Origin of the sequence: Aeromonas sp. S41-2 (assembly GCF_027705845.1) — a bacterium.
Taxonomy (GTDB): domain Bacteria; phylum Pseudomonadota; class Gammaproteobacteria; order Enterobacterales; family Aeromonadaceae; genus Aeromonas; species Aeromonas hydrophila.
On sequence record NZ_JAPDCG010000001.1, the window covers coordinates 321764 to 342836 of the forward strand.

Consider the following 21073-nt stretch of genomic DNA (forward strand, 5'->3'; position numbering starts at 1 on the left):
GCCGCAGATGGTGCCGCCCTCAGAAAGGACCAGGATGATGGTCCATTGCGAACGGAACCGGCCCGATGGATCTCAAGGCCCGCCACCCCGTTCGTGAACCGGTGACGACCCGGCCCGGATCGGTGTCACCCAACGATTCAATTGAACAAAACAGTCGGTTCGCGCACCGGCTGTCAGGTTGCGCCAGCATGCATACCAAAGATCAGATTTTTGCCGCCCCTATCGCTCGATTGGGGGATTTTTGCTTTGACGAACAGGTCGTCGATGTCTTCCCCGACATGATCCAGCGCTCGGTGCCGGGTTACAGCAACATCATCTCCGCCATCGGCATGATGGCCGCCCGTTACGCCCAGCCACAGAGCCGGCTCTACGACCTCGGCTGCTCGCTCGGCGCCGCCACCCAGGCGATGCGTCGCCACGTCACCCAGCCCGGCTGCCACATCACGGCGGTGGATCTCTCCCACCCCATGATCGAGCGCGCCCGCGCCCACCTCTCAGGCTTCAAATCCGAGGTGCCGGTGGAGCTGGTGGAGGCGGACATCTGCGACATCGCCATCGAGAACGCCTCCGTGGTGGTGCTCAACTTCACCCTGCAGTTCGTCGAGCCCGAAAAGCGGGCCGCCCTGATCCAGCGCATCTTTGATGGGCTGCGCCCGGGCGGGATCCTGATCCTGAGCGAAAAGTTCCGTTTCGAAGATGCACCGGTCAACGAGCTGCTCATCGACCTGCACCTCGACTTCAAGCGCGCCAACGGTTACAGCGAGCTGGAGATCAGCCAGAAGCGCACCGCCCTTGAGAACGTGATGCGCACCGACAGCCTGCCGGTGCATCAGGCCCGCCTGCGGGAGGCCGGCTTCGCCCATCAGGATCTCTGGTTCCAGTGCTTCAACTTCGGCTCCATGATTGCCATCAAATCCAGCGACGCCCAGCCATGATCGACTTTGCCAACTTCTACCAGCTGATCGCCAAGAATCGGCTGAGCCACTGGCTGCATACCCTGCCCGCCCAGTTGCACGCCTGGCAGCACGACAACCAGCACGGCGATCTGCCGCGCTGGAACCGCGCCCTCAACAAGCTGCCGCAGGTGGCCCCCGGCCACATCGAGCTGCACAGCCGGGTCGAAATCGGCTCGGCCGAGAGCCTCGGCGAAGGGGAGCGCAAGAAGGTGGAGAGCCTGCTGCGCCACTTCATGCCCTGGCGCAAGGGGCCGTTCACGGTGCACGGCATCCACATCGATACCGAATGGCGCTCCGACTGGAAGTGGGATCGGGTACTGCCCCACATCAGCCCGCTTGCCGGTCGCTACGTGCTGGACGTGGGCTGCGGCAGTGGCTACCACCTCTGGCGCATGGTAGGTGAAGGGGCCAAGCTGGCGGTCGGCATCGACCCGAGCCCGCTGTTCCTCTGCCAGTTCGAGGCCATCCGCCACTTCGCCGGCACCGACCAGCGTGCCCACCTGCTGCCGCTCGGCATTCAGGAGCTGCCGGAGCTGCGGGCGTTCGACACCGTCTTCTCCATGGGAGTGCTCTATCACCGCAAGTCCCCCATCGAGCACATCGAGCAGCTGCGCAACCAGCTGAAAGACGATGGCGAGCTGGTGCTGGAGACGCTGGTGATCGACGGCGGCGTCAACGACGTGCTGGTGCCCACCGATCGCTACGGCAAGATGCGCAACGTCTGGTTCATCCCCTCCAGCGCGGCCCTCAAGCTGTGGGTCGAGCGCTGCGGATTTACCGATGTGCGGATTGTCGACGAGAATATGACCAGCACCGACGAACAGCGTCGTACCGACTGGATGATTAATGAATCCCTGAGTGATTATCTGGATCCAACCAATCCCGCACTCACGGTAGAAGGACACCCGGCACCCAAACGTGCCGTACTGATTGCCAGAAAGGCCAAAGACTAGCCGATGGCGGCTGTGGAAGTTACACTGACCCAATTCCAGGAAGCACAGTTAAATGAATGACATGAAAAGCAAATTAAAAGGAATGACCCTGCTCTCCCTGCTCAGTCTCGGCGGGTGTGTCAGTATGGAGAAAGCGCCCCCGGTACCTACCTTGACGCTGGCCGAGCTTCGCAACGAGATCAATCTGAGCGAGCAGCGCCTGCAAACATCCATGGAACAGCAACAGAAGCAGTATGTGCAGCAACAGCACCTGCTGGTTCAGCTCAACACTGATGTCAACAACATGAAAGAGTCCGTGAACAAAGTCGGCAGCAAGCTCGAATCCCTGCCGCCCGAGCCACCCAAGCCCATGGCGATCCCGACCGAGAAGTGCCAGGCCCCGAGCCAGGGTCACACGGTCGACGGCAAGCTGCTGGTCGGCGAGGCGGAGTGGATCTGGGTCGACGCGGCCAACGACGCCTTCCAGGCGCGGGTCGATACCGGTGCCACCACCTCCTCCATCAGCGCCCAGGACATCACCATCTTCGAGCGCAACGGCAAGAACTGGGTGCGCTTCTTCCTGAGCCATCAGGAGATGGACGACAAGATCCAGATTGAAGCGCCGCTGGTGCGCCACGTGCGGGTGCGTCAGGCCTCCGCCGACGATCTCGACCGCCGTCCGGTGGTGCGCCTCGCGGTACGCATCGGCGACATGACCGAGAAGGCAGAATTTACCCTGAAGGACCGCAGCGACATGGCCTTCCCCGTGCTGCTGGGTCGCGAATTTTTGAAAGACATCGCCGTGGTTGATGTGGCCCGCGAATATATCCAACCCAAACCCAAGCTCAAGGATGTGAAATAATCCATGGTTTCCCGTAAGCCGTTCTATTTGCTGGTAGCCCTGCTGTACATTGTCGGCCTGGGGATGACGTTCTATCACCACATCGCGCTGGACGTACCGCTCACGCCGGGTGAAAAACGCCAGATCTGGTCCATCGAAGCCAAGCTGGAGTTCGAGGCCACCGGCGAGCCGGTGATCGCCTCCCTGGCCATTCCGGGCACCCAGCCCGGTTTCACTCTGATGAATGAGAACGCCGCCAGCCCGGGCTACGGCCTCTCCTTCGTCGAGAAGGATGGCGATGCCCGCGCCGAGTGGTCCATTCGCAGTGCCTCCGGCCGTCAGGAGCTCTACTACCGCGTCGACATGATGGCCGATGCCCATGCCAAACCGGCTGCCAACCCGCTGCCGCCGGCCATCGAGAAGCAGATCGAGAGCGAGCCCTACGCCACTGCCATGAAGCAGATCCTGGAACGTGCCCAGGAGCGCTCCGCCGACGGCTATACCCTGACCCGCGAGATCATCAAGGAGATCGAGAAGCAGGAGCAGAACGCCGAGCTGCTGAAGAAGCACAAGAGCCGCGCCAACCTGATCGCCGAGCTGCTCAACAACGCCGACGTACCGACCCGTGTCGTCCACGCGCTGAGCCTGGAAGATGGTCGCCGTCGTCAGGAGCTGGTGGATTACCTGCAAGTGTTCAACAGCCCGACCGACTACAAGCTGTTCAACCCGCAAACCGGTGAACAGGGCCGCCCTGCCAACCTGCTGCTGTGGGAGTACAACTCCGGCGCCCTGCTGGACGTGACCGGTGGTCACAACTCCCGCGTCAGCTTCTCGATGATCGAGCAGGAACAGCCGGTCAGCGTGGCGCTGGCCCAGAAGTTTGAAAAATCGGAGATGATGAACTTCTCCATCCACAGCCTGCCGCTGGAAGAGCAGACCCTGTTCAAGGGCTTGCTGCTGATCCCGATCGGCGTGCTGATGGTGGTGTTCCTGCGGGTACTGGTGGGGATCAAGACCTCGGGCACCTTCATGCCGGTGCTGATCGCGGTCGCCTTCATCCAGACCTCCCTGGTCACCGGTCTCATCGGTTTCCTGCTGATCGTCGGCACCGGTCTGGTGATCCGCTCCTACCTGTCGCGGCTCAACCTGCTGCTGGTCGCCCGAATATCGGCCATCATCATCATGGTTATCTCGATGATCGGCATCTTCTCCGCGTTTGCCTTCAAGCTGGGGCTGACCGACGGCATGAAGATCACCTTCTTCCCGATGATCATCCTCTCCTGGACCATCGAGCGGATGTCCATCCTGTGGGAAGAAGAGGGCCCGAAAGAGGTGTTCCGCCAGGGTGGCGGCTCCCTGCTGGTGGCCGTCATCGCCTATCTGGCCATGGATAACGAACTGATCCGTCACCTCACCTTCAACTTCCTCGGCCTGCAGCTGGTGCTGATGGCGACCGTGCTGTTGATGGGTAACTACACCGGCTACAAGCTGAGCGAACTCAAGCGCTTCAAGCCGCTGGTGGACGAGATCAAATCGGGTGCCACTCCGGGTAAGGACAAGTAACAGATGTGGTTCTGGGAAAAGTACACCACCCCGTGGAGCCTGTCCCAATCAGGCATCCTCGGCATGAACAAGCGCAACCACTCCTACATCAGCCGCTACAATCCGCGCAGCCTCTATCCGCTGGTGGATGACAAGCTGCAGACCAAGCGCATCGCGCTGGATGCCGGTGTCACGGTACCGGAACTGATCGGTACCATTCGTGCCCAGCACGACGTGAGCCGCATCACCGAGCTGGTGAAGGATTGGCCAGGCTTCTGCATCAAGCCGGCACGCGGCTCCGGCGGCAAGGGGATCCTGGTGATCCTGCGCCAGGAAGAGGGCCTGTTCTACAAGCCCAACGGCAGCGCCTCCAACGGGCAGGATCTGGAGCGCCATGTCTCCAACATCCTGGCCGGGCTCTATTCGCTCGGCGGCAAGCCCGACGTGGCGCTGGTGGAAGGCCTCATCAACTTCGATGACGTGTTCGACGGCTACTCGTTCGAAGGGGTCCCCGATGCCCGAGTGATCATCTTCAAGGGCTTCCCGGTGATGGCCATGATGCGCCTCTCCACCGCTGCATCCGACGGCAAGGCGAACCTGCACCAAGGCGCCGTGGGGGTGGGTCTGTGCCTGCGCACCGGCCGTGCGCTGCGGGCGGTGCAGTTCGGCAATCCGCTGCGCCACCACCCGGACACCGGCCTCGATCTCTATGAGCTCAAGGTGCCCCACTGGGACACCCTGCTGACCCTGGCGGCCTCCTGCTACGAGATGTCGGGCCTGGGCTATATCGGGACCGACATGGTGCTGGACAAGTTCCGTGGCCCCATGCTGCTGGAGCTCAACGCCCGTCCCGGTCTTGCCATCCAGATCGCCAACGGCTGCGGTCTGGTGCCCAACCTCAAGACCATCGAGAAGCTGGGCCAGGTGAAGATGAACGTGGAGCAGCGGGTCAACTTTGCCAAGGATCACTTCGGCATCTTTGACGAGTAGTCCGGACATCCATGACAAAAGCGCGCCAAAGGGCGCGCTTTTTTATGCCTGCCGTTTATCGGCACATAGCCGGTAACCACAATCCTGCTGAGCATGGGTTTCTGGACAAGGGTTGCTGGACACCGTTGCGAAACGAGAGGCCGAATAACGGCCATAAAAAAACCGATGCCTGGGCATCGGTTTTTCACTATCTGGTTTGCTGACCCGATTACAGGGAAGCTGCGTTCTCGGACAGGTACTTGGCAACGCCGTCCGGAGAAGCGGTCATGCCTTTTTTGCCTTTCTCCCACTGAGCCGGGCACACTTCGCCGTGCTCTTCGTGGAACTGCAGGGCGTCGACCATGCGCAGCATCTCGTCGATGTTGCGGCCCAGCGGCAGATCGTTGACAACCTGGTGACGAACGACACCGTTCTTGTCGATCAGGAAGGAGCCACGGAATGCAACACCGGCTTCCGGGTGCTCGACGTCATAGGCTTTGCAGATCTCGTGCTTGATGTCGGCAACCAGCGGGTACTTGACCGGGCCGATGCCGCCGTCTTCGATCTTGGTGTTGCGCCAGGCGTTGTGGGAGAACTCGGAGTCGATGGAGACACCGATCACTTCCACGCCACGCTTGTTGAACTCTTCCAGACGGTGATCGAAGGCAATCAGCTCGGACGGGCAGACGAAGGTGAAATCGAGCGGATAGAAGAACAGGACGGCTGCCTTGCCCTTGATGTGGGATGCCAGGTTGAAGGAGTCAACGATCTGGCCATTGCCCAGAACGGCAGCAGCGGTGAAATCGGGTGCGGGACGGCCTACCAATACCATATTCAATTCCTCTTTATGTGAAGTGAACAATCCTGTCAGGATCAGGCTACCTAGAGCCAAGTCCGTCTAATTAAAGCGACAAACTATAGCCCCGATGGTAGATTAGTTAAATCAAATTAAATAGATAGCATTAATCGGGTTTTCCTATGCAACGTTGGCCCAGCCTGAAACAGCTGCAATATCTGGTTGCTCTCGACGAGCACAAGAACTTCAACCGCGCCGCCAAGGCCTGTCATGTCAGCCAGTCGACCCTGAGTACCGGGATCCAGACGCTGGAGGACATGATGAACCTGCAACTGGTGGAACGGGACCACAAGAGCTTCATTATGACCCCGGTCGGCATGGAAATCGTCGAGCGAGCTCGCAATTTGCTCTCCGATGCGCGGGATCTGATGGAACTCGGCCAGCATCAGGGGGGCGTCATGCACGGCACGGTACGCCTGGGCTGCATTCCCACCATCGCCCCCTTCCTGCTCAGCAAGCTGCTGCAGGTATGCGGCAAGACCTATCCTGAGCTGGAATTGTTGCTGCGTGAAGACACCACCACCAACCTGCTCAAGCAGCTGGAGCAGGGTCAGCTCGACCTGCTGATCCTGGCGCTGCCGGTGGAGATCGGCGGCTTTCACTGCAAGACGGTCGGCCAGGATCCCTTCCACATGGTGATGCCCGCCAGCATGGCGGCCAGCCTGCACACCCCGTTCGACTACAAGGAGCTGCCCAACCAGAGCATCTTCCTGCTGGAGCGGGAGCACTGCCTCACCGAACACGCGGTGAGCGCCTGCCGGCTGCGGGACAAGAGCAAGATCAACCCGTTTGCCGCCACCAGCCTGCACACCCTGGTGCAGATGGTCGGCGCCGGGCTCGGCACCACCTTCCTGCCGCAGATGGCCATCGATGCCGGCATCCTCGACAACACGGATCTGGTGGCCATTCCGCTGCCGGGAGAGCACCCCTACCGCGAGATAGGGCTGGTGTGGCGCCCCAGCACCACCCGGGTGCAGACCTTCTACAAGCTGGCCGAGCTGCTCGCCCCGCTTATCGAGAACAAGGCCTGATCCGCCACCCATAAAAAACGCCGGCACTTGCCGGCGTTGTTGTCTTGGCCGCAAGGCCCTGCTCTGTCAGTGACTGGCCGGTGGCCCGAAGATGCGGGTGTAGGAGGTCAGGGTCCGTACGCTCACATTCTGCGGATTGCCGTTCTCGTCGTAGAGCCCCAGCGACCCGCTCTGCTTGTCATGACCCAGCAGCTGATGGGCACTCAGGTTGCTGAGCGCATCGCTGTCCGCTTTCCACTCCCAGCGCTGACCCAGGCTCAGGCTGCAGCTCTGCAACTGGCCGAGGTTGTTGCCGTCCAGGCAGCGGCGGGTATCCTGCGCGCTGACATAGCGGCCGTACTGGTCATAGATGAAAGACTGGGCGGCCGAGGTCTCGTCACAGGTTACCGCGCTCAGACCATGGTTGGCATCCGCGCTCAGGCAGCGGTTGTCAAAGCCCCCCAGCTGCAGGTTGACCGGGCGACCGCCGGTAAACACCGGGTGGTTCCAGTCCACCTTGAAGCTGGTGGACGCCGTCACCCGTCTACGCTTGTCGGTATCTTCAAAGCCCTGGAAGGAGACATGGGCCCCCACCACGTAATAGTGCTTGTAGATGCCGGTGTAGATGGGGCGGATGTTGACCGAGGAGTCGATCTTGAACTCGGTGCTGCCCGTCTCGTCCGGTGCCGCCTTGTAGATGACGTCCAGATTCGGCACAAACCCCTTGTAGCTGAGCGGCTGGATGCGGTTGTGATCCACGTCGTAGCCCATGCCCCAGACGGTGGCCGTCTTGGAAGAGAGCAGGGACTCCGCGGTCGCGTATTGATCGCGCACCCAGCTGAAACTCACCTTCTGGGCGCTCGGCGCCGAGCGTTCAACCCGGTAATCCTGGGTGTTGTAGGCGAGCTGGCGCTGCTGGCTGAACTTGGCCGACGCCTCCAGCTTGGCCTTGGGCCCATCCTTGTTCACCTCGACCCCGCCGGTGACCCCCACCTCGAAACCCGAGATCTCGCGATGCTCGTACTTGCTGTTGAGGTTGGTCGGCAGGCTCTTGAGCACCGCCGCCTTGGTGTTGGACGCCTCGATGCTGAAGCGATAATCCTGGGCGATGGCATCGGTGGCATAGTCGCGGGCCCAGCCATCCAGCAGCAGGTAGTCCGCGATGTTCTCGCTCCAGCTCAGATCCTCGTTGAGCTGGATGCCGGCACCGGCCGACTCTTCGTCCAGCGAGATCCGCACAATCTTGGCATCCGGCGTAGCGGAGCCGGTGTTGCCAAATTGCAGGGAGCGCTCCAGGTTGACCCGGTAGACCAGCGAGATGTTCGGTGAATCGCAGAACAACCGATTGCCCCGGCTCCAGGTGCGCGAGCGCGGGAAGGTGCACTCGGCATCGCTGATCTTGCGGTTGACGTTGAGGTAGAAGGCTACGTGGGGCAAGCCAGCCTCGGCGGCAGGGGGCTGGGTCAGAGAGCGCTTGTGGCGCTTGCCCTGCCCTTCCAGGCTCTCGACCCGCTCCATCACCTGATAGAAGGCCGGGTCATCGACGCCTCCCAGCGGGGTGAACAGCAGCTCCCCCTTGTAGCCGGACACCAGCACCCAGTCTGCATCAAAAGAGATACCGGCCAGCTGCTCCATGGCTTTTCTGGCTTGCTGTCGCTCGATCTTGTCGGTGACGGCGCTGAAATCGATGAACAGACGCTCGCCCCGTGCCAGCACCCGCTCGCGCAGCTGATCCCGGGTCATGGGCGGCGTCGCCCCCTGCCCCTTCAGCCAGACATCGGCATTGAGATAAATCAGACCCTGTTCGGATTGCAGGCTGGCCAGCATGGCGGTGCCCTGGTCAGTACGTTCGCCAATATCTTCGGCTTGCACGCTGCCTGCCAACAAGGCCAGCGCGAGCAGACTAAGAGTGGGGGCTTGCGTGATGAATTTGCGTGGTTTTTTGTTTTTCATTGTTATCTCCTTGTCGAATCACGCCAAGCTATTTAAACAATGAACGAATACGGCATAACCATATCATTCACGGTTATATTTCGGGGCGTTATTCTGCTTGCCTGTCATGACATTCATTATTCTCGCCGTGAATTAACAGCGTGGCGGCGAATGCATTTATTGTTGACAGAACAAGGATCGCGATGCGATCTAAGGTGGATGATTCGGCATCCGCCGAGGCTATTACACGGGAGTCGCGCGCTGATGGCAATCTTCCCTCAAGGTCGCCTGACTGCGCCTTGCATCTCGCACTGTGCCCGTTGGCTTGGCGGTAGCGCCCATCGGCCTGAACGATGATGCGACAGCCTGATGCCGCAGGCCCTCTGGTGCGAGGGAACACTCACTGCTATGGACCGGATATCATGGGATGGCCCTCCTCTGTCTGGTGATATTGTCAGCCGACGCCAGTCATTGGCCGAATATTATTATGTGAACCAGTTGCGGGAATATACCCAGAGATATCTTGTGGTGCTGCCATCATATTGGCGGTGAAAATGGCGGGGTCCCTTGCCATTTATTTGATGGCGCCATCATAACGAATTAACCCTGAGACAGAACGTGACACAGATCACGGGGCGGCGTCAACAAGGTTAATTATCATTTCATGACAGGGCTGATTGGAATAACTACTTTAATATTGAAATACTCATTCAAGATAATCGCCAAATATTATTCAAATGAATACAAACAATATTATGACCCTCTGCTGTTGCGCCTCTTTTGAGGTAGCCGGAGGCTGTTTCTTGCAAGCAAGGCTATGTTCGAGCCCCGAACCCCGTTTATGATGGAGACGTTGTCGTCTCGAAGGAGCCCCCATGGATTGCAAATGGCTGCTACCCCTGCTGGCCCTGTTGCTGGCCGCCTGTTCCAGCACACCCGAGCCTGCCCCGCCACGCCAGCAGAGCAGCGCCTTTGAAGGCTTCTATCAGCAGTGGCGCGGCGTGCCCTATCGCATGGGCGGTTCGGATCGGGCCGGCCTCGACTGCTCCGCCTTCACCCAGCTCGCCTACCAGCAGGTGATGGGTTTCAACCTGCCCAGAACCACTGAATCCCAGGCCAATCTGGGCCGGCCGGTCGATCGCTACCGGCTGCAGCACGGCGATCTGGTCTTCTTCAAGACCGGCTGGCAGCAATACCACGTCGGTGTCTACACCGGCGGCGGGGAGTTCATCCACGCCTCCACCAGCAAGGGGGTGATCCGCTCGCGCCTCGACAACGTCTACTGGAACAGCCGCTACTGGCAGGCGCGCCGCCTCACCCAGTGACCACCACAAAACAACAGGGCCCGCGACGGGCCCTGTTGTTGTTGATTCAACGGATGGCTCAGTGCTTGCGATGCCAGCGCGGCGAGGTGGCCCGTTCGCCCCAGGGGGTCACGCAGGGCAACAGCGCCCCTTCGATCACCTTGTCGCTGCCGGCCAGGGCCTCGGCAATCTTCTCGTGCAGCACCCGCAGCAGGCGCCCCTCCTGTTCGGCCAGGGAGTGACCCGCGGCAAAAAACTCGCGCTGATGCTGCAACGCCAGCTTCTGGGCAAATTCATAGGTGTTGAAGCAATCCGGCATCCGCTCGACCACATCTTCCAGGCGGGCCAACAAGCTGTTCAGTTCCCTGGTCATAACACTCTCTCCTTGTCGGTTGATAGCCAAAAACTACCCCTTATTGGATAATTCACCAACCCCAAATCCACGAAAGTGTGGAGGCCAGCACAGTCGCCGGGTGAGTCATCCGCGCCCCATCCTAAGCCAACGGGCAAAACTTTACAGCCAGTTAACAAGACGCTAGATTTAGACCGACCAATCAGTCGGTCCCTAACCAGCGGGGTATGCCATGGAAGCAATGCAGTTGCAGGAGGCCACCGACAAGTTGTCGCTGCCGGCCAGACTGGCCAGACTCAGAGACGCCTGTCAGCAACATCCCATGCCGAGTTTGAGCGAGCGTAGAGCCCACCTCAGCCAGCTCAAGCGCGCCCTGATCGCCCACAAGCAACCGCTGTGCGATGCCCTAGCCAAAGACTATGGCCAGCGCAGCGACTACGACAGCATGATTGCCGACATCCTCCCCTGCGTCATGCAGATCAACTACACCCAGAAACGGATCAAGCGCTGGATGCGCCCGCACCGCCGCCACACCGGCCTGCTGCTGGCGCCGGCCCGGGTGGAGGTGTTCTATCAGCCGCTCGGGGTGGTCGGCATCATAGTGCCCTGGAACTTCCCGGTGATGCTGAGCCTCGGCCCCCTCATCAGCGCCATCGCCGCCGGCAACCGCGCCATGCTGAAGCTCTCCGAATTCACCCCGCACACCAACCGGGTACTGCGCGAACTGCTGGACGGCGTCTTCGACGAGCGCGAGGTGATGGTGATTGAAGGTGACGCCCAGGTGGCGGCCGCCTTCAGTGCCCTCCCCTTCGATCACCTGCTGTTTACCGGCTCCACCGCCGTTGGCAGGCTGGTGATGGCCGCGGCGGCCCCCCAGCTCACCCCGCTCACCCTGGAGCTCGGCGGCAAGAGCCCCTGCCTCATCGCCCCCGACATGCCGCTGGCGCTGGCGGTGGAGCGGATGATCTTCGGCAAGAGCCTCAACGCCGGCCAGATCTGTGTCGCCCCCGACTATGTGCTGCTGCCGCGTGGTCAGGAGCAGGCCTTTGTCGAGGCCTATCGCGATCACTTCGCCCGCCTCTATCCCCAGGGGCTGGCCAGTACGGATTACGGCTCCATCATCAATGGCCGCCAGTATGAACGGCTCACCAGCTGGCTGGCCGAAGCCGAGCGGGCAGGCGCCCAGATACACCCCTGTGGCAGCCCGGCCCGGGACGATGGCGCCCACCGCCTGCTGCCCCATCTGCTGACCGAGGTGCCGAACCACTGCCAGCTGATGCAGCAGGAGATCTTCGGCCCGCTGCTGCCGATCGTGCCCTATGACTCGCTGGACGAGGCGCTCGCCTACATAGCCGCGCGGCCCCGTCCGCTCGCCTTCTACCTGATGAGCCTGGATCCCGCCCTGCAGCACAAGGTGATCCGGGAGACCCACTCCGGCGGCATGGCCATCAACGACAGCCTGTTCCAGGTGGCAGCCGACGACGTGCCCTTTGGCGGCATCGGTGCCTCCGGCATGGGCCACTACCACGGCCACGAGGGGTTTCTCACCTTCTCCAAGGCCAAGACCGTGCTGAGCCGGGGACGCTTCAGCACCGGCACCATGGTGCACCCTCCCTATCGGCGCTGGCACCAGCGGCTGATGATGGCCCTGTTTTTGCGCTGACGAGACCAGCATGAACACACCCGTGACCGACAAGCGCCGCCAGATCCTGGATGCCGCCCTTGCCCTGTGCGCCGAAGATGGCTTGCAGGGTGCCGCCACCGCCCGCATCGCCAAGGCAGCCGGGGTGGCCAACGGCACCCTGTTTCACCACTTTCCCAGCAAGGAGGTGCTGATCCAGAGCCTCTATCAGGACATCAAGCTGCGCCTTGGCGCCGCCATCACCGAGGCTGACGCCGCCCTGCCCCTCCAGGAGCAGGCACACCACTACTGGAGCCAGGCGATGGCCTGGATGCAGGCCCACCCCCACGAGCTCAAGTTCGTGCTGGGCTTCTTTCACTCCCCCCTGCTGGCTCGCCCGCTGCGCAGCCAGATCCTGAGCGACACCCTGCGTTTTCTACCCCGCCTGCTGGCCCAGGGCCAGGCCAGCGGCGAATTGATGCAAGCTCCACCGGCTCTGATGCTGGAGGTGTGCCAGGGCCAGTTCCTGGCCTGCGCCTCGCTGTTTGTCGACCAACCTGAACTGGGACGGGACGGCCACTGGCAAGCCAGCGCCTTCGCCCTGTTCTGGTCCGCCATCTCGGGAGTTCACGCTTATGCACAACCGACACCTTGATTCCCTGGTGGCGCTGGGTCGCCGCCTGTGGATCAGCGGCCTGCTCTGGATCATCGGCCGCACCCTGTGCCGCGCCGCCCGTATCGACGAGGCGGTGCGCCAGGAGCTAGCCCCCCTGCCGGACGGGCTCACCATCCGGCTGGAGGTGAGCGGCATGGCCCACGGCCTGACCATCCACAAGGCGGCCGGCCGCTGGCAGAGCGGCCCCGCACCCGACACCGGCGGGCTGCATCCGCTGCGGGTGCGCTTCAAGCATCCCGCCATCGCCTTTCGCGCCCTCAGCTTTCGGCTCGGGGTCAATCAGGCGTTCAGCGAGAACCGCCTGCTGGTGGAAGGGGATCTCACCGTCGCCATGCACCTGGTACGGGCGCTGGAACAGCTGCAGGCGCTGATCCTGCCCGCCTTCATCGCGCGGCCACTGCTGCGCCACTATCCGAGCCCACGCCACAAGCTGAGCCGGGCCTGCCACATCTACCTGGGTCTGTTGACCGGCTGAACGAGAGGATGAGCACCATGAGTCGCTATTACGATTTTTTCTGCCCGGTCAAACTGATGGCGGGCGAGCAGGCGCTGGAGCAACTGGCCGGCGAACTGGCGGGATTGGGGGCGCGCAGGCCGCTGCTGCTCACCGACAAGGGGGTCAGTGGCACTGGCCTCGCCACCCTGCTGGCCGGGGTGCTGGCCGAAGGGGAGCTGCCGGTGGCCGCCATCTGGGACGAGATCCCGGCCGACTCCTCCACCGCCGTGGTGGAGCGGATTGCGGCCCGGCACCGGGAGCTTGGCTGTGACAGCCTGGTGGCGCTGGGCGGCGGCTCCGTCATCGACACCGCCAAGGCGGTCAACATTCTCGCCTCCATGGGGGGGACGCGGCTGCTCGATTACGCCGGCGCCGGCTGCCTGACCCGGCCGCTGCAACCGCTGGCGGTGGTGCCCACCACGGCGGGCACCGGCTCGGAGGTAACCCTGGTGGCGGTGATCAAGGACGAGGCGAGCGGGCGCAAGGTGCCCTTTACCTCCCCCTTCCTGCTGCCCCAGCTGGCGGTGCTGGATCCGCGCCTCACCCAGGGGCTGCCGCTCAACATCACCGCCGCCACCGCCATGGATGCCATGACCCACGCCATCGAGGCCTTCATCGGCAATGCCAAGAACCCGGTCAGCGACGCCCTGGCCCTGATGGCGGTGGAGAAGATCGCCAGTGCCCTGCCCCAGATACTGAACAACCCGCAGGACAAACGGCTGCGACTGCAGCTGGCGGAAGGTTCCACCCTGGCGGGCATGGCCTTCTCCAACTCCATGGTGGGGCTGGTGCACGCCCTCGGCCACAGCCTGGGGGCCCGCTGCCACCTGCCCCACGGCCTGTGCATGAACCTCTTCCTGCCCACCGTGCTCGACTACAACCGGCCGGGCATCGATCCCGAGCTGGCCCGCCTGCTGCTGCCGCTGGTGGGGGCCGAGCGCTTTGCCGCGACCCCGGCCGCCACACGGGCCCAGGCCGCCATCGAGGCGCTGCAGGCGCTGCGCGATACCCTGTGGCAGGCGGTCAAACTGCCGCGCACCTTGCGCGAGGCCGGCGTCACCGACAAGGCGCTGCTGCCCGAGATCCGCGATCTCGCCATCAACGACGGCGCCCTGCTCTACAACCGCAAGGATGCCGACCGCACCCAGCTACTCGGCCTGCTCGAGCTGGCCTGGGAGTGATCAGACAGAGGCCCCGCATCGCGGGGCCTCCTGTTACCAGCTGATGGTGGCGCCGGCGCCGTAGTTGCCGCGCTCCTCGGGCGTCTTTTCGCGCCAGATGGACTCCTTGTTGCGGCGCACAGCCTCCTCCCGCTCCTGCTTGCGCTCCCAGACAGGTTTTACCTCGTCCAGCGGCCGCTCGTGTTTCTGCCCCTGATGATCAATCACCGAGCACTGCTTGTCGCCGCACTGATAGGCATAGGGTTCGACGGTACAACCCGCCGTGGCCAGACACAGGCCAAACAGAGAAAGACGAAGAGAGGAAGGCAAGATCATGGGACGCTCCTGTTTGCATCGGTCAACCAAGGGCGCCGAGTGTCAAACAGGAGGCAAATGGAATCAACCCTGCCAGCAGGGTTGATTGTTACAAGCGGTACATCACGAAATGTATCAGTAAGCTGTTGATACATATCACGTTAATCATCGCGCTGGCGCAGTGCTCTTACACCTGCTCGTCGCTGAACACACCGGTAGAGAGGTAGCGATCCCCTCGATCGCAGATGATGGCCACCACCACCCCCTGCTTGATCTCTGCCGCCACCCGCAGCGCGCCGGCCACGGCGCCCCCCGAGCTGACCCCGCAGCAGATCCCCTCCTCCCGCGCCAGCCGGCGCATCATGACGAGCGCCTCCTGCTGGGTCACGTCCAGCACCCGATCGACCCGGGCAGGCTCGAAAATGGCCGGCAGATAGGCCGCGGGCCAGCGCCGGATCCCCGGGATCTGGCTCCCCTCGGCCGGTTGCAGACCGATCACCTGCACCGCCGGGTTCTGCTCCTTGAGGTAGCGGGAGACCCCCATGATGGTGCCCGTGGTGCCCATGGCGGAGACGAAGTGAGTGACCGCCCCCTCGCTCTGGCGCCAGATCTCGGGACCGGTGGAGAGGTAATGGGCATCCGGGTTGGCCGGATTGTTGAACTGATCGAGTACCAGCCCCTCGCCCCGTGCCTGCATCGCCAGGGCGAGGTCGCGCGCGGCCTCCATGCCCCCCTCCACCAGCACCAGCTCGGCGCCGTAGGCCTGCATGGCATCGCGCCGCTCCTGGCTCATGGTATGTGGCATGATGAGTCGCATCCGGTAGCCTCGCGCCGCCGCCACCATGGCCAGCGCGATGCCGGTGTTGCCGGAGGTGGCCTCGATGAGGCGGGCCCCTGGCGCTAAGTGACCGCTCGCCTCCGCGCACTTGATGAGGTTCAGCGCCGGCCTGTCCTTGACCGAGCCGGCCGGGTTGTTGCCCTCCAGCTTCACCAGCAGGGTGACACCGGGGTGGGGATTGATGCGACGCAGCGCCAGCAGGGGGGTATTGCCGATCAACTCTTCCAGCGTGGCAAAAGCCATAATGGGATCCATCCTTCGTGAACTGTTCTATACCTTGGCTAGCGGGTATATACCCGGCCGGGCTCGCAGTGTAAGCGACCCCGAACAGTTGGCAAAGGGGCGCCAACATGGTCAGATAACCCCATCCCCCGTACCGAGGAGCAAGCATGAGCGAGATCATTCATCAGGCCAACCAGCAGCAATTCATCTGTGTGGTGGATGGCAAGGAGTCCAGGCTGCGTTACCGGCGGCTCGACGCCAAGACCATCGACGCCTACAGCACCTTCGTCCCGCCCGAGCTCAGGGTACAGGGGATCGCCGATCAGCTGGCTCGCACCTTCTACAGCTGGACCCAGGCAGAAGGGCTCACCATAGTGCCGAGCTGCAGCTACATCGACGTCTGGCTGCGCCGCAATGCCGGCTGACACCCAGACGCGTCACAGCACGCCAGCCTCGCACGCTCGCCAAGGCGCACTGGAAGCCGACCTGCAGGCACAGACCGAAGCCCTGCTGCGGGCCGATGATCAGCGCATGGATTGCCTGCGGGCAGCTCGTGAACTGGCACTGCCCGACTGGGCGCTGGGGGCCGGTTTTATCCGCAACCTCATCTGGGATCACCTGCACCGCAAAGCGGTGCCAACCGCCCTCAACGACATCGATCTCATCTATCTGGACAGTGCTGATCCCACTGGATTGCAGGAGGCCGATCACGAAGCCTGGCTCGCTGCCAGGATGCCGGGCCAGCAGTGGGAGGTGCGCAATCAGGCCCGCATGCATGTGCGCCAGCTGGTGCCCCCGTTCACCAGCTCGCTCTCGGCCCTCAGCCACTGGGTGGAGGTGCCCACCTGCATCGGGGTCCGGCTGCTGGCAGACGATTCATTCGAGTGGCTGGCCCCTTACGGCTTTGCCCCCAACTGGTCCCTGCAGGTGGATCCCAACCCGCGCTGCCGCCAGGAGCGCCGGGTCTTTACCGAGCGGGTCAAGGCCAAGGGGTGGCAACAACTCTGGCCTGACCTGGTGGTGAACTGGCCATAACCTGATTGCAATGTTTCGATAACCTTGGGCACACTAAGGAAAAGCTGTTTGTAACTCAATGGGTTAAATAATGCGCGACTTCTTCTCACTCGAACGCTGGCTACCGGGCCTCGCCGCCCTGCTGCAATACCAGCGGGCCTGGCTGATGCCGGATATGCGCGCTGGATTGTCGGTGGCCGCCGTGGCCCTGCCCGTGGCCATCGCCTATGCGGAGCTGGCCGGGGTGGGGCCGCTGGTCGGCCTCTACTCCTGCATCCTGCCCATGCTGGTGTACGCCCTGTTCGGTACCTCCCGCCAGCTCATCGTCGGCCCGGACGCCGCCACCTGCGCGGTGATCGCCGCCGTGGTGACCCCGCTCGCCGCCGGGGATGCCACCCGCCACTGGCAGCTGGTGATGACCATGACCGCCATGACCGGCTTCTGGTGCCTCATCGCCAGCCGCTTCAAGCTGGGGGTGCTGGCGGACTTTCTCTCCCGCCCGATCCTGATGGGGTTGCTCAACGGGGTGGCCATCACCATCATGGTGGGCCAGCTCTCCAAGATCTTCGGCTTCACCTTCAGCGAGCGCTACCTCATCGAGCGGATCGCCGGCGGTGCCAGCTACATCACCCAGACCCATCTGCCCACCCTGGCCATGAGCCTGACCGCCCTGCTCACCCTGCTGCTGGCCAAGCGCTTCAAGCCGGCCTGGCCCTCCTCCATGGTGGCCATGGTGGTGACGGCGGGACTGGTGTGGGCGCTCGATCTCGGCCAGTTCGGCATCGCCACCCTGGGCGCCATCGGCTCCGGCCTGCCCGCCTTCCAGATGCCGGAGTTTCCCCCCGGCCTGATGCGGGAACTGGTGCTGCCGGCGCTCAACCTGGCCATGGTGAGCTTCGTCTCCATGATGCTGACCGCCCGCAGCTTCGCCGCCAAGAACGGCTACGAGATAGATGCGGACAAGGAGTTTCGGGCCCTCGGCATGGCCAACCTGGCGGCGGCAGCCTCCCAGGGCTTTGCCATCAGCGGCGCGGACTCGCGCACCGCGGTCAACGACGCCAACGGCGGCAAGAGCCAGCTGGTCTCCATCATCGCCGCCGCCGTCATCGCCCTGGTCACCTTCTATCTGACGGCGCCGCTGCAATACATCCCCACCGCCGCCCTCGGCGTGGTGCTGGTGATGGCGTCTTTGTCCCTCACCGACTTTCGCGGCCTGTGGGCTCTGCGCCATTCCGATCGCTCCGCCTTCTGGCTGGCGCTCATCACCTTCATCAGCGTGCTGGCCATGGGGGTCATTCCGGGCATCACCCTCGCGGTGCTGCTGGGGCTGTTCCAGTTCCTGCGCAACGTGATGCGGCCCACCGACCAGCTGCTCGGCATGGACGATGAGGGCGTGGTGCGCACCCTGGGGGACAACGAGCAGGCCAAGGCCATTCCCGGCATCCTGGTCTATCGCTTCAACTCACCGCTCACCTACTTCAACGCCCCCTACTTCAAGCGGCGGGTGCTGGCGCTGCTGGTGCAGGATCCCCACAGCCCCAAATGCCTGGTGGTGGATGCGGTGGCCTGCTTCACCCATCAGGACATCAGCGTGATGAGCATGCTGGGGGAGCTGCACAAGGATCTGAAACGGCGCGGCATCCACATGGTGATGGCCGGCCGCCACGGCCAGATGAGCCTGTGGCTCAAGCAAGCCGGGATCCGGGTCGGTGACGAGGGGATCATCCTCTGCCCCGACATGTATCAGGCGCTGCGCATGACCCGCTGCTACCGCGAGCCGGTGTTCAAGGATGACGAGGTGGTGGAGAGCACCACCGAAGCCATTCTCTCGCGCTGGCCCCAGGATGACGCCCTGCCCGATTCGGCGCGCCTCACCCTGCCCAGCGAACAGGAGGCGGGCGCCACCCCGGCCTGATCCAGTGCGGGCCCTGCCCATGGCGGCAGGGCCCGCGCTCTCTTCCCCCTCTTGGTCACCGCCACGATTGCGCCTCGCCCCCGCTTGGTGTTAAATGCCCGTCCAGATGGCGCTGACGAGGGCCATCCCCAGTATTTGGACACCCCATGCAAACTCAATCCCACGCAGGTCCGGGTACCCTCTTCTCCCTGACCTGGCCACTGTTTATCGATCTCGCCCTGCACTTTCTGACCGGGGCCCTCAACACCTTCATGGTGGGTCATGTCTCCTATCAGGGGGTAGCGGCGCTCGCAGTCGGCAACCAGGTGTTCGATCTCGCCATCACCTTGTTCAGCTTCGTCAGCATCGGCACCAGCGTGGTGATCACCCAGTATCTGGGGGCCGGTGACAAGGAGAAGGCGCGCGTCGTCATCCACACCGCCATCGGTTTCAACCTGCTGGTGGGGCTGGTGGCCGCCGTCGGCGTCATCGCCGGGGCCAGTACCATGCTGGCGCTGATGAACCTGCCCGCCAACCTGATGAGCGATGCCACTCTCTACCTGCAGATCATCGGCCTGTGCCTGCTGCCGGAAGCGGCGGCGCTCTGCCTGGCCGCCACCCTGCGCGCCCACGGCCACACCCGTCAGGCGATGTACGTGACCCTCATCGTCAACCTCATCACCTTCGTCGGCAACCTGCTGCTGCTCTACGGCTGGTTCGGCCTGCCCCAGCTCGGGGTGGCCGGGGTCGCCATCAGCACGGTGGCGGGTCGCATCGTCGGGGTGGTGTTGCTGGTGTGGCTGGTGGCACGCAAGACCGGCATCCGGCTGCGCCTGCCGGAGATCGTCAAACCCAGCCGGCTGATGCTGGGCAAGGTGCTGCACATCGGCCTGCCGGCCGCCGGCGAGAACCTCTCCTGGATGCTGCAGTTCATGGTGGTGACCGCCTTCGTCGGCCTGCTCGGCGACAAGGCGCTGGCGACCCAGTCCTACTTCTTCCAGATCTGCCTGTTCATCCTGCTGTTCGGCCTCTCCATCGGCCTTGGCAACGAGATCATCATCGGCCACCTGGCAGGGGCTCGCCGCTTCGAGCAGGCCTACCGCCAGTTGCTCAAAAGCCTGAAGCTGGGGCTCATCGTCACCGCCTTCATCGCCTTGCTGGCGGCCCTCAACGGCCGCACCATCATCAGCCTGTTCACCGATGACGCCGACATCATCACCCAGGTGGCGCAGCTGTTCTTGATAAGCCTCATTCTGGAACCCGGTCGTACCTTCAATCTGGTGGTGATCAACGCCCTACGCGCCACCGGGGATGCCCGTTTCCCGCTCTACATGGCGCTCGTCTCCATGTGGGGGATTGCCGTTCCACTGGCCTATTTCCTTGGTATCATGCAGGGTTATGGACTGGTCGGTATCTGGTTGGCGCTCGCCTGCGACGAGTGGGTGCGCGGTCTGGCCATGTTCTGGCGCTGGCGCAGTCGTCGCTGGCAAAACAAAATTCTTGTTGAAACATAAGCGGAATCACAATGAAGAAGATAGGACTCTTGTTGGCGGCCATCCTGCTCAGCCCGCTCGCCATGGCGCAAACCGCCCCCGCCGCCCCCAAGGCACAGGCGGCCCAGACCTGGTACGTGGCCCCCATCGTCATCGATGAAACCAGCGAAGCGCAAAAAGCGCTGACCAAGGACTTCATGGCCCAGATGATCAAGACCATCAAGATCAACGAGTACCAGACCGGCAAGGCGGTGGGCAAGACTAAGTCGCCCAAGTGGCTGATCCGCACCAAGCTGATGCCCGCCAGCACCGAACCGCTGGTCGGCAAGAAGCACCCGCAGGGCCTCACCTACGGCAAGGGCATCCCCACCCAGGAGATCGTCGGCGAGCTCATCATGAACGGCACCCTGGTGGCCCATGTGGGTCAGGGCTGGCGCGAGCCCATCGTCCCGGGTACTCCGGTGGCCGAGAAGATCACCATCGCCAACTATCAGTACGCCATCGGCAACGAAGCCAAGGCCGCGGATCTGGAAGAACTGGCGGCGCAGATCGGCTTCGAGGTGGGCAAGGTGATCGCCCGCGACGGCAAGCCGCTGCCCGAGAAGAAAAAGAAAAAAGAGTAAACGCCGCACCTGTTACCAAGAAGGGGC

General features: G+C 62.9%; 21 protein-coding genes. 16 read left to right on the plus strand and 5 right to left on the minus strand.

From position 1 onward, the window contains the following. Positions 1–188: 188 nt before the first annotated feature. From cmoA to OKC44_RS01495, 5 genes are read left to right on the plus strand one after another with little or no spacing between them, the layout of a single operon-like run. Complete coding sequence (gene cmoA / locus OKC44_RS01475; protein WP_146062362.1) at positions 189–935, plus strand: carboxy-S-adenosyl-L-methionine synthase CmoA; 747 nt, start codon at positions 189–191, stop codon at positions 933–935. Next, positions 932–1909 carry a tRNA 5-methoxyuridine(34)/uridine 5-oxyacetic acid(34) synthase CmoB gene (gene cmoB / locus OKC44_RS01480; protein ID WP_227289864.1) on the plus strand — a complete coding sequence of 326 codons (978 nt, stop codon included), beginning with the start codon at positions 932–934 and terminating at the stop codon, positions 1907–1909. Before cmoA ends, cmoB begins: the two co-directional genes overlap by 4 nt. Before the next feature lie 52 nt (positions 1910–1961). Beyond that, positions 1962–2750, plus strand: a complete 789-nt coding sequence (locus tag OKC44_RS01485; protein WP_039213166.1) for an ATP-dependent zinc protease family protein — start codon at positions 1962–1964, stop codon at positions 2748–2750. Positions 2751–2753: 3 nt separating this feature from the next. Beyond that, entirely contained in the window at positions 2754–4292 is a 1539-nt protein-coding gene (locus tag OKC44_RS01490) for an inactive transglutaminase family protein (RefSeq protein ID WP_011705413.1), read from the plus strand. A 3-nt stretch (positions 4293–4295) separates the two neighbouring features. After that, positions 4296–5261, plus strand: a complete 966-nt coding sequence (locus tag OKC44_RS01495; RefSeq protein WP_270810610.1) for an alpha-L-glutamate ligase-like protein — start codon at positions 4296–4298, stop codon at positions 5259–5261. Positions 5262–5469: 208 nt separating this feature from the next. Here OKC44_RS01495 and OKC44_RS01500 read toward each other — a convergent pair whose 3' ends face one another. Next, complete coding sequence (locus tag OKC44_RS01500; protein ID WP_005299113.1) at positions 5470–6072, minus strand: peroxiredoxin C; 603 nt, start codon at positions 6070–6072, stop codon at positions 5470–5472. A gap of 146 nt (positions 6073–6218) precedes the next feature. Between OKC44_RS01500 and OKC44_RS01505 the strand changes: the two genes are divergently transcribed. Continuing rightward, positions 6219–7127 carry a hydrogen peroxide-inducible genes activator gene (locus OKC44_RS01505; RefSeq protein ID WP_011705410.1) on the plus strand — a complete coding sequence of 303 codons (909 nt, stop codon included), beginning with the start codon at positions 6219–6221 and terminating at the stop codon, positions 7125–7127. Between the two features lie 66 nt (positions 7128–7193). Here the strand turns inward: OKC44_RS01505 and ahh1 are convergent, their stop codons facing one another. Next, positions 7194–9059 (minus strand): hemolysin Ahh1, encoded by a 1866-nt coding sequence (ahh1, locus tag OKC44_RS01510; protein WP_270810611.1) that lies wholly within the window; start codon positions 9057–9059, stop codon positions 7194–7196. A gap of 854 nt (positions 9060–9913) precedes the next feature. Between ahh1 and OKC44_RS01515 the strand changes: the two genes are divergently transcribed. Beyond that, positions 9914–10363 carry a C40 family peptidase gene (locus OKC44_RS01515; RefSeq protein ID WP_011705408.1) on the plus strand — a complete coding sequence of 150 codons (450 nt, stop codon included), beginning with the start codon at positions 9914–9916 and terminating at the stop codon, positions 10361–10363. A 58-nt stretch (positions 10364–10421) separates the two neighbouring features. Here the strand turns inward: OKC44_RS01515 and OKC44_RS01520 are convergent, their stop codons facing one another. Next, positions 10422–10715 carry a hypothetical protein gene (locus OKC44_RS01520; protein WP_005299095.1) on the minus strand — a complete coding sequence of 98 codons (294 nt, stop codon included), beginning with the start codon at positions 10713–10715 and terminating at the stop codon, positions 10422–10424. Positions 10716–10926: 211 nt separating this feature from the next. On the opposite strand from OKC44_RS01520, the gene OKC44_RS01525 reads away from it, so the two are divergent. The 4 genes from OKC44_RS01525 to OKC44_RS01540 are packed head-to-tail and all read left to right on the plus strand — an operon-like array spanning position 10927 to position 14668. Then, the gene (locus OKC44_RS01525; RefSeq protein WP_039213163.1) at positions 10927–12357 is read left to right on the plus strand and encodes a coniferyl aldehyde dehydrogenase; all 1431 of its coding nucleotides are present in this window, start codon (positions 10927–10929) and stop codon (positions 12355–12357) included. A 10-nt stretch (positions 12358–12367) separates the two neighbouring features. Continuing rightward, entirely contained in the window at positions 12368–12970 is a 603-nt protein-coding gene (locus tag OKC44_RS01530; protein ID WP_029301400.1) for a TetR/AcrR family transcriptional regulator, read from the plus strand. Then, entirely contained in the window at positions 12951–13466 is a 516-nt protein-coding gene (locus OKC44_RS01535) for an SCP2 sterol-binding domain-containing protein (RefSeq protein WP_270810614.1), read from the plus strand. The genes OKC44_RS01530 and OKC44_RS01535 overlap by 20 nt, the downstream gene beginning before the upstream one ends. Positions 13467–13483: 17 nt before the next feature. Next, positions 13484–14668, plus strand: coding sequence for an iron-containing alcohol dehydrogenase (locus tag OKC44_RS01540; RefSeq protein ID WP_270810616.1), 1185 nt, complete (start codon positions 13484–13486; stop codon positions 14666–14668). A 33-nt stretch (positions 14669–14701) separates the two neighbouring features. Here the strand turns inward: OKC44_RS01540 and OKC44_RS01545 are convergent, their stop codons facing one another. Together OKC44_RS01545 and cysM are read right to left on the minus strand one after the other, a co-directional pair. Beyond that, positions 14702–14983 carry a hypothetical protein gene (locus OKC44_RS01545; protein WP_017410040.1) on the minus strand — a complete coding sequence of 94 codons (282 nt, stop codon included), beginning with the start codon at positions 14981–14983 and terminating at the stop codon, positions 14702–14704. Between the two features lie 166 nt (positions 14984–15149). Beyond that, complete coding sequence (cysM, locus tag OKC44_RS01550) at positions 15150–16055, minus strand: cysteine synthase CysM (RefSeq protein WP_270810619.1); 906 nt, start codon at positions 16053–16055, stop codon at positions 15150–15152. 134 nt (positions 16056–16189) lie between these two features. Between cysM and OKC44_RS01555 the strand changes: the two genes are divergently transcribed. The 5 genes from OKC44_RS01555 (at position 16190) to OKC44_RS01575 (ending at position 21046) form a co-directional block, all read left to right on the plus strand. Continuing rightward, the gene (locus OKC44_RS01555) at positions 16190–16447 is read left to right on the plus strand and encodes a GNAT family N-acetyltransferase (RefSeq protein WP_011705401.1); all 258 of its coding nucleotides are present in this window, start codon (positions 16190–16192) and stop codon (positions 16445–16447) included. Then, on the plus strand, positions 16437–17057 hold the full coding sequence (locus OKC44_RS01560; RefSeq protein ID WP_270810622.1) for a nucleotidyltransferase family protein: 621 nt from the start codon (positions 16437–16439) through the stop codon (positions 17055–17057). Before OKC44_RS01555 ends, OKC44_RS01560 begins: the two co-directional genes overlap by 11 nt. 70 nt (positions 17058–17127) lie before the next feature. Beyond that, on the plus strand, positions 17128–18951 hold the full coding sequence (locus tag OKC44_RS01565; protein ID WP_017410037.1) for a SulP family inorganic anion transporter: 1824 nt from the start codon (positions 17128–17130) through the stop codon (positions 18949–18951). 146 nt (positions 18952–19097) lie between these two features. Continuing rightward, entirely contained in the window at positions 19098–20444 is a 1347-nt protein-coding gene (locus OKC44_RS01570; protein ID WP_011705398.1) for an MATE family efflux transporter, read from the plus strand. A gap of 11 nt (positions 20445–20455) precedes the next feature. Then, positions 20456–21046: a hypothetical protein gene (locus tag OKC44_RS01575; protein WP_270810624.1), complete on the plus strand. Its 591-nt coding sequence runs from the start codon at positions 20456–20458 to the stop codon at positions 21044–21046. Positions 21047–21073 lie beyond the last annotated feature (27 nt).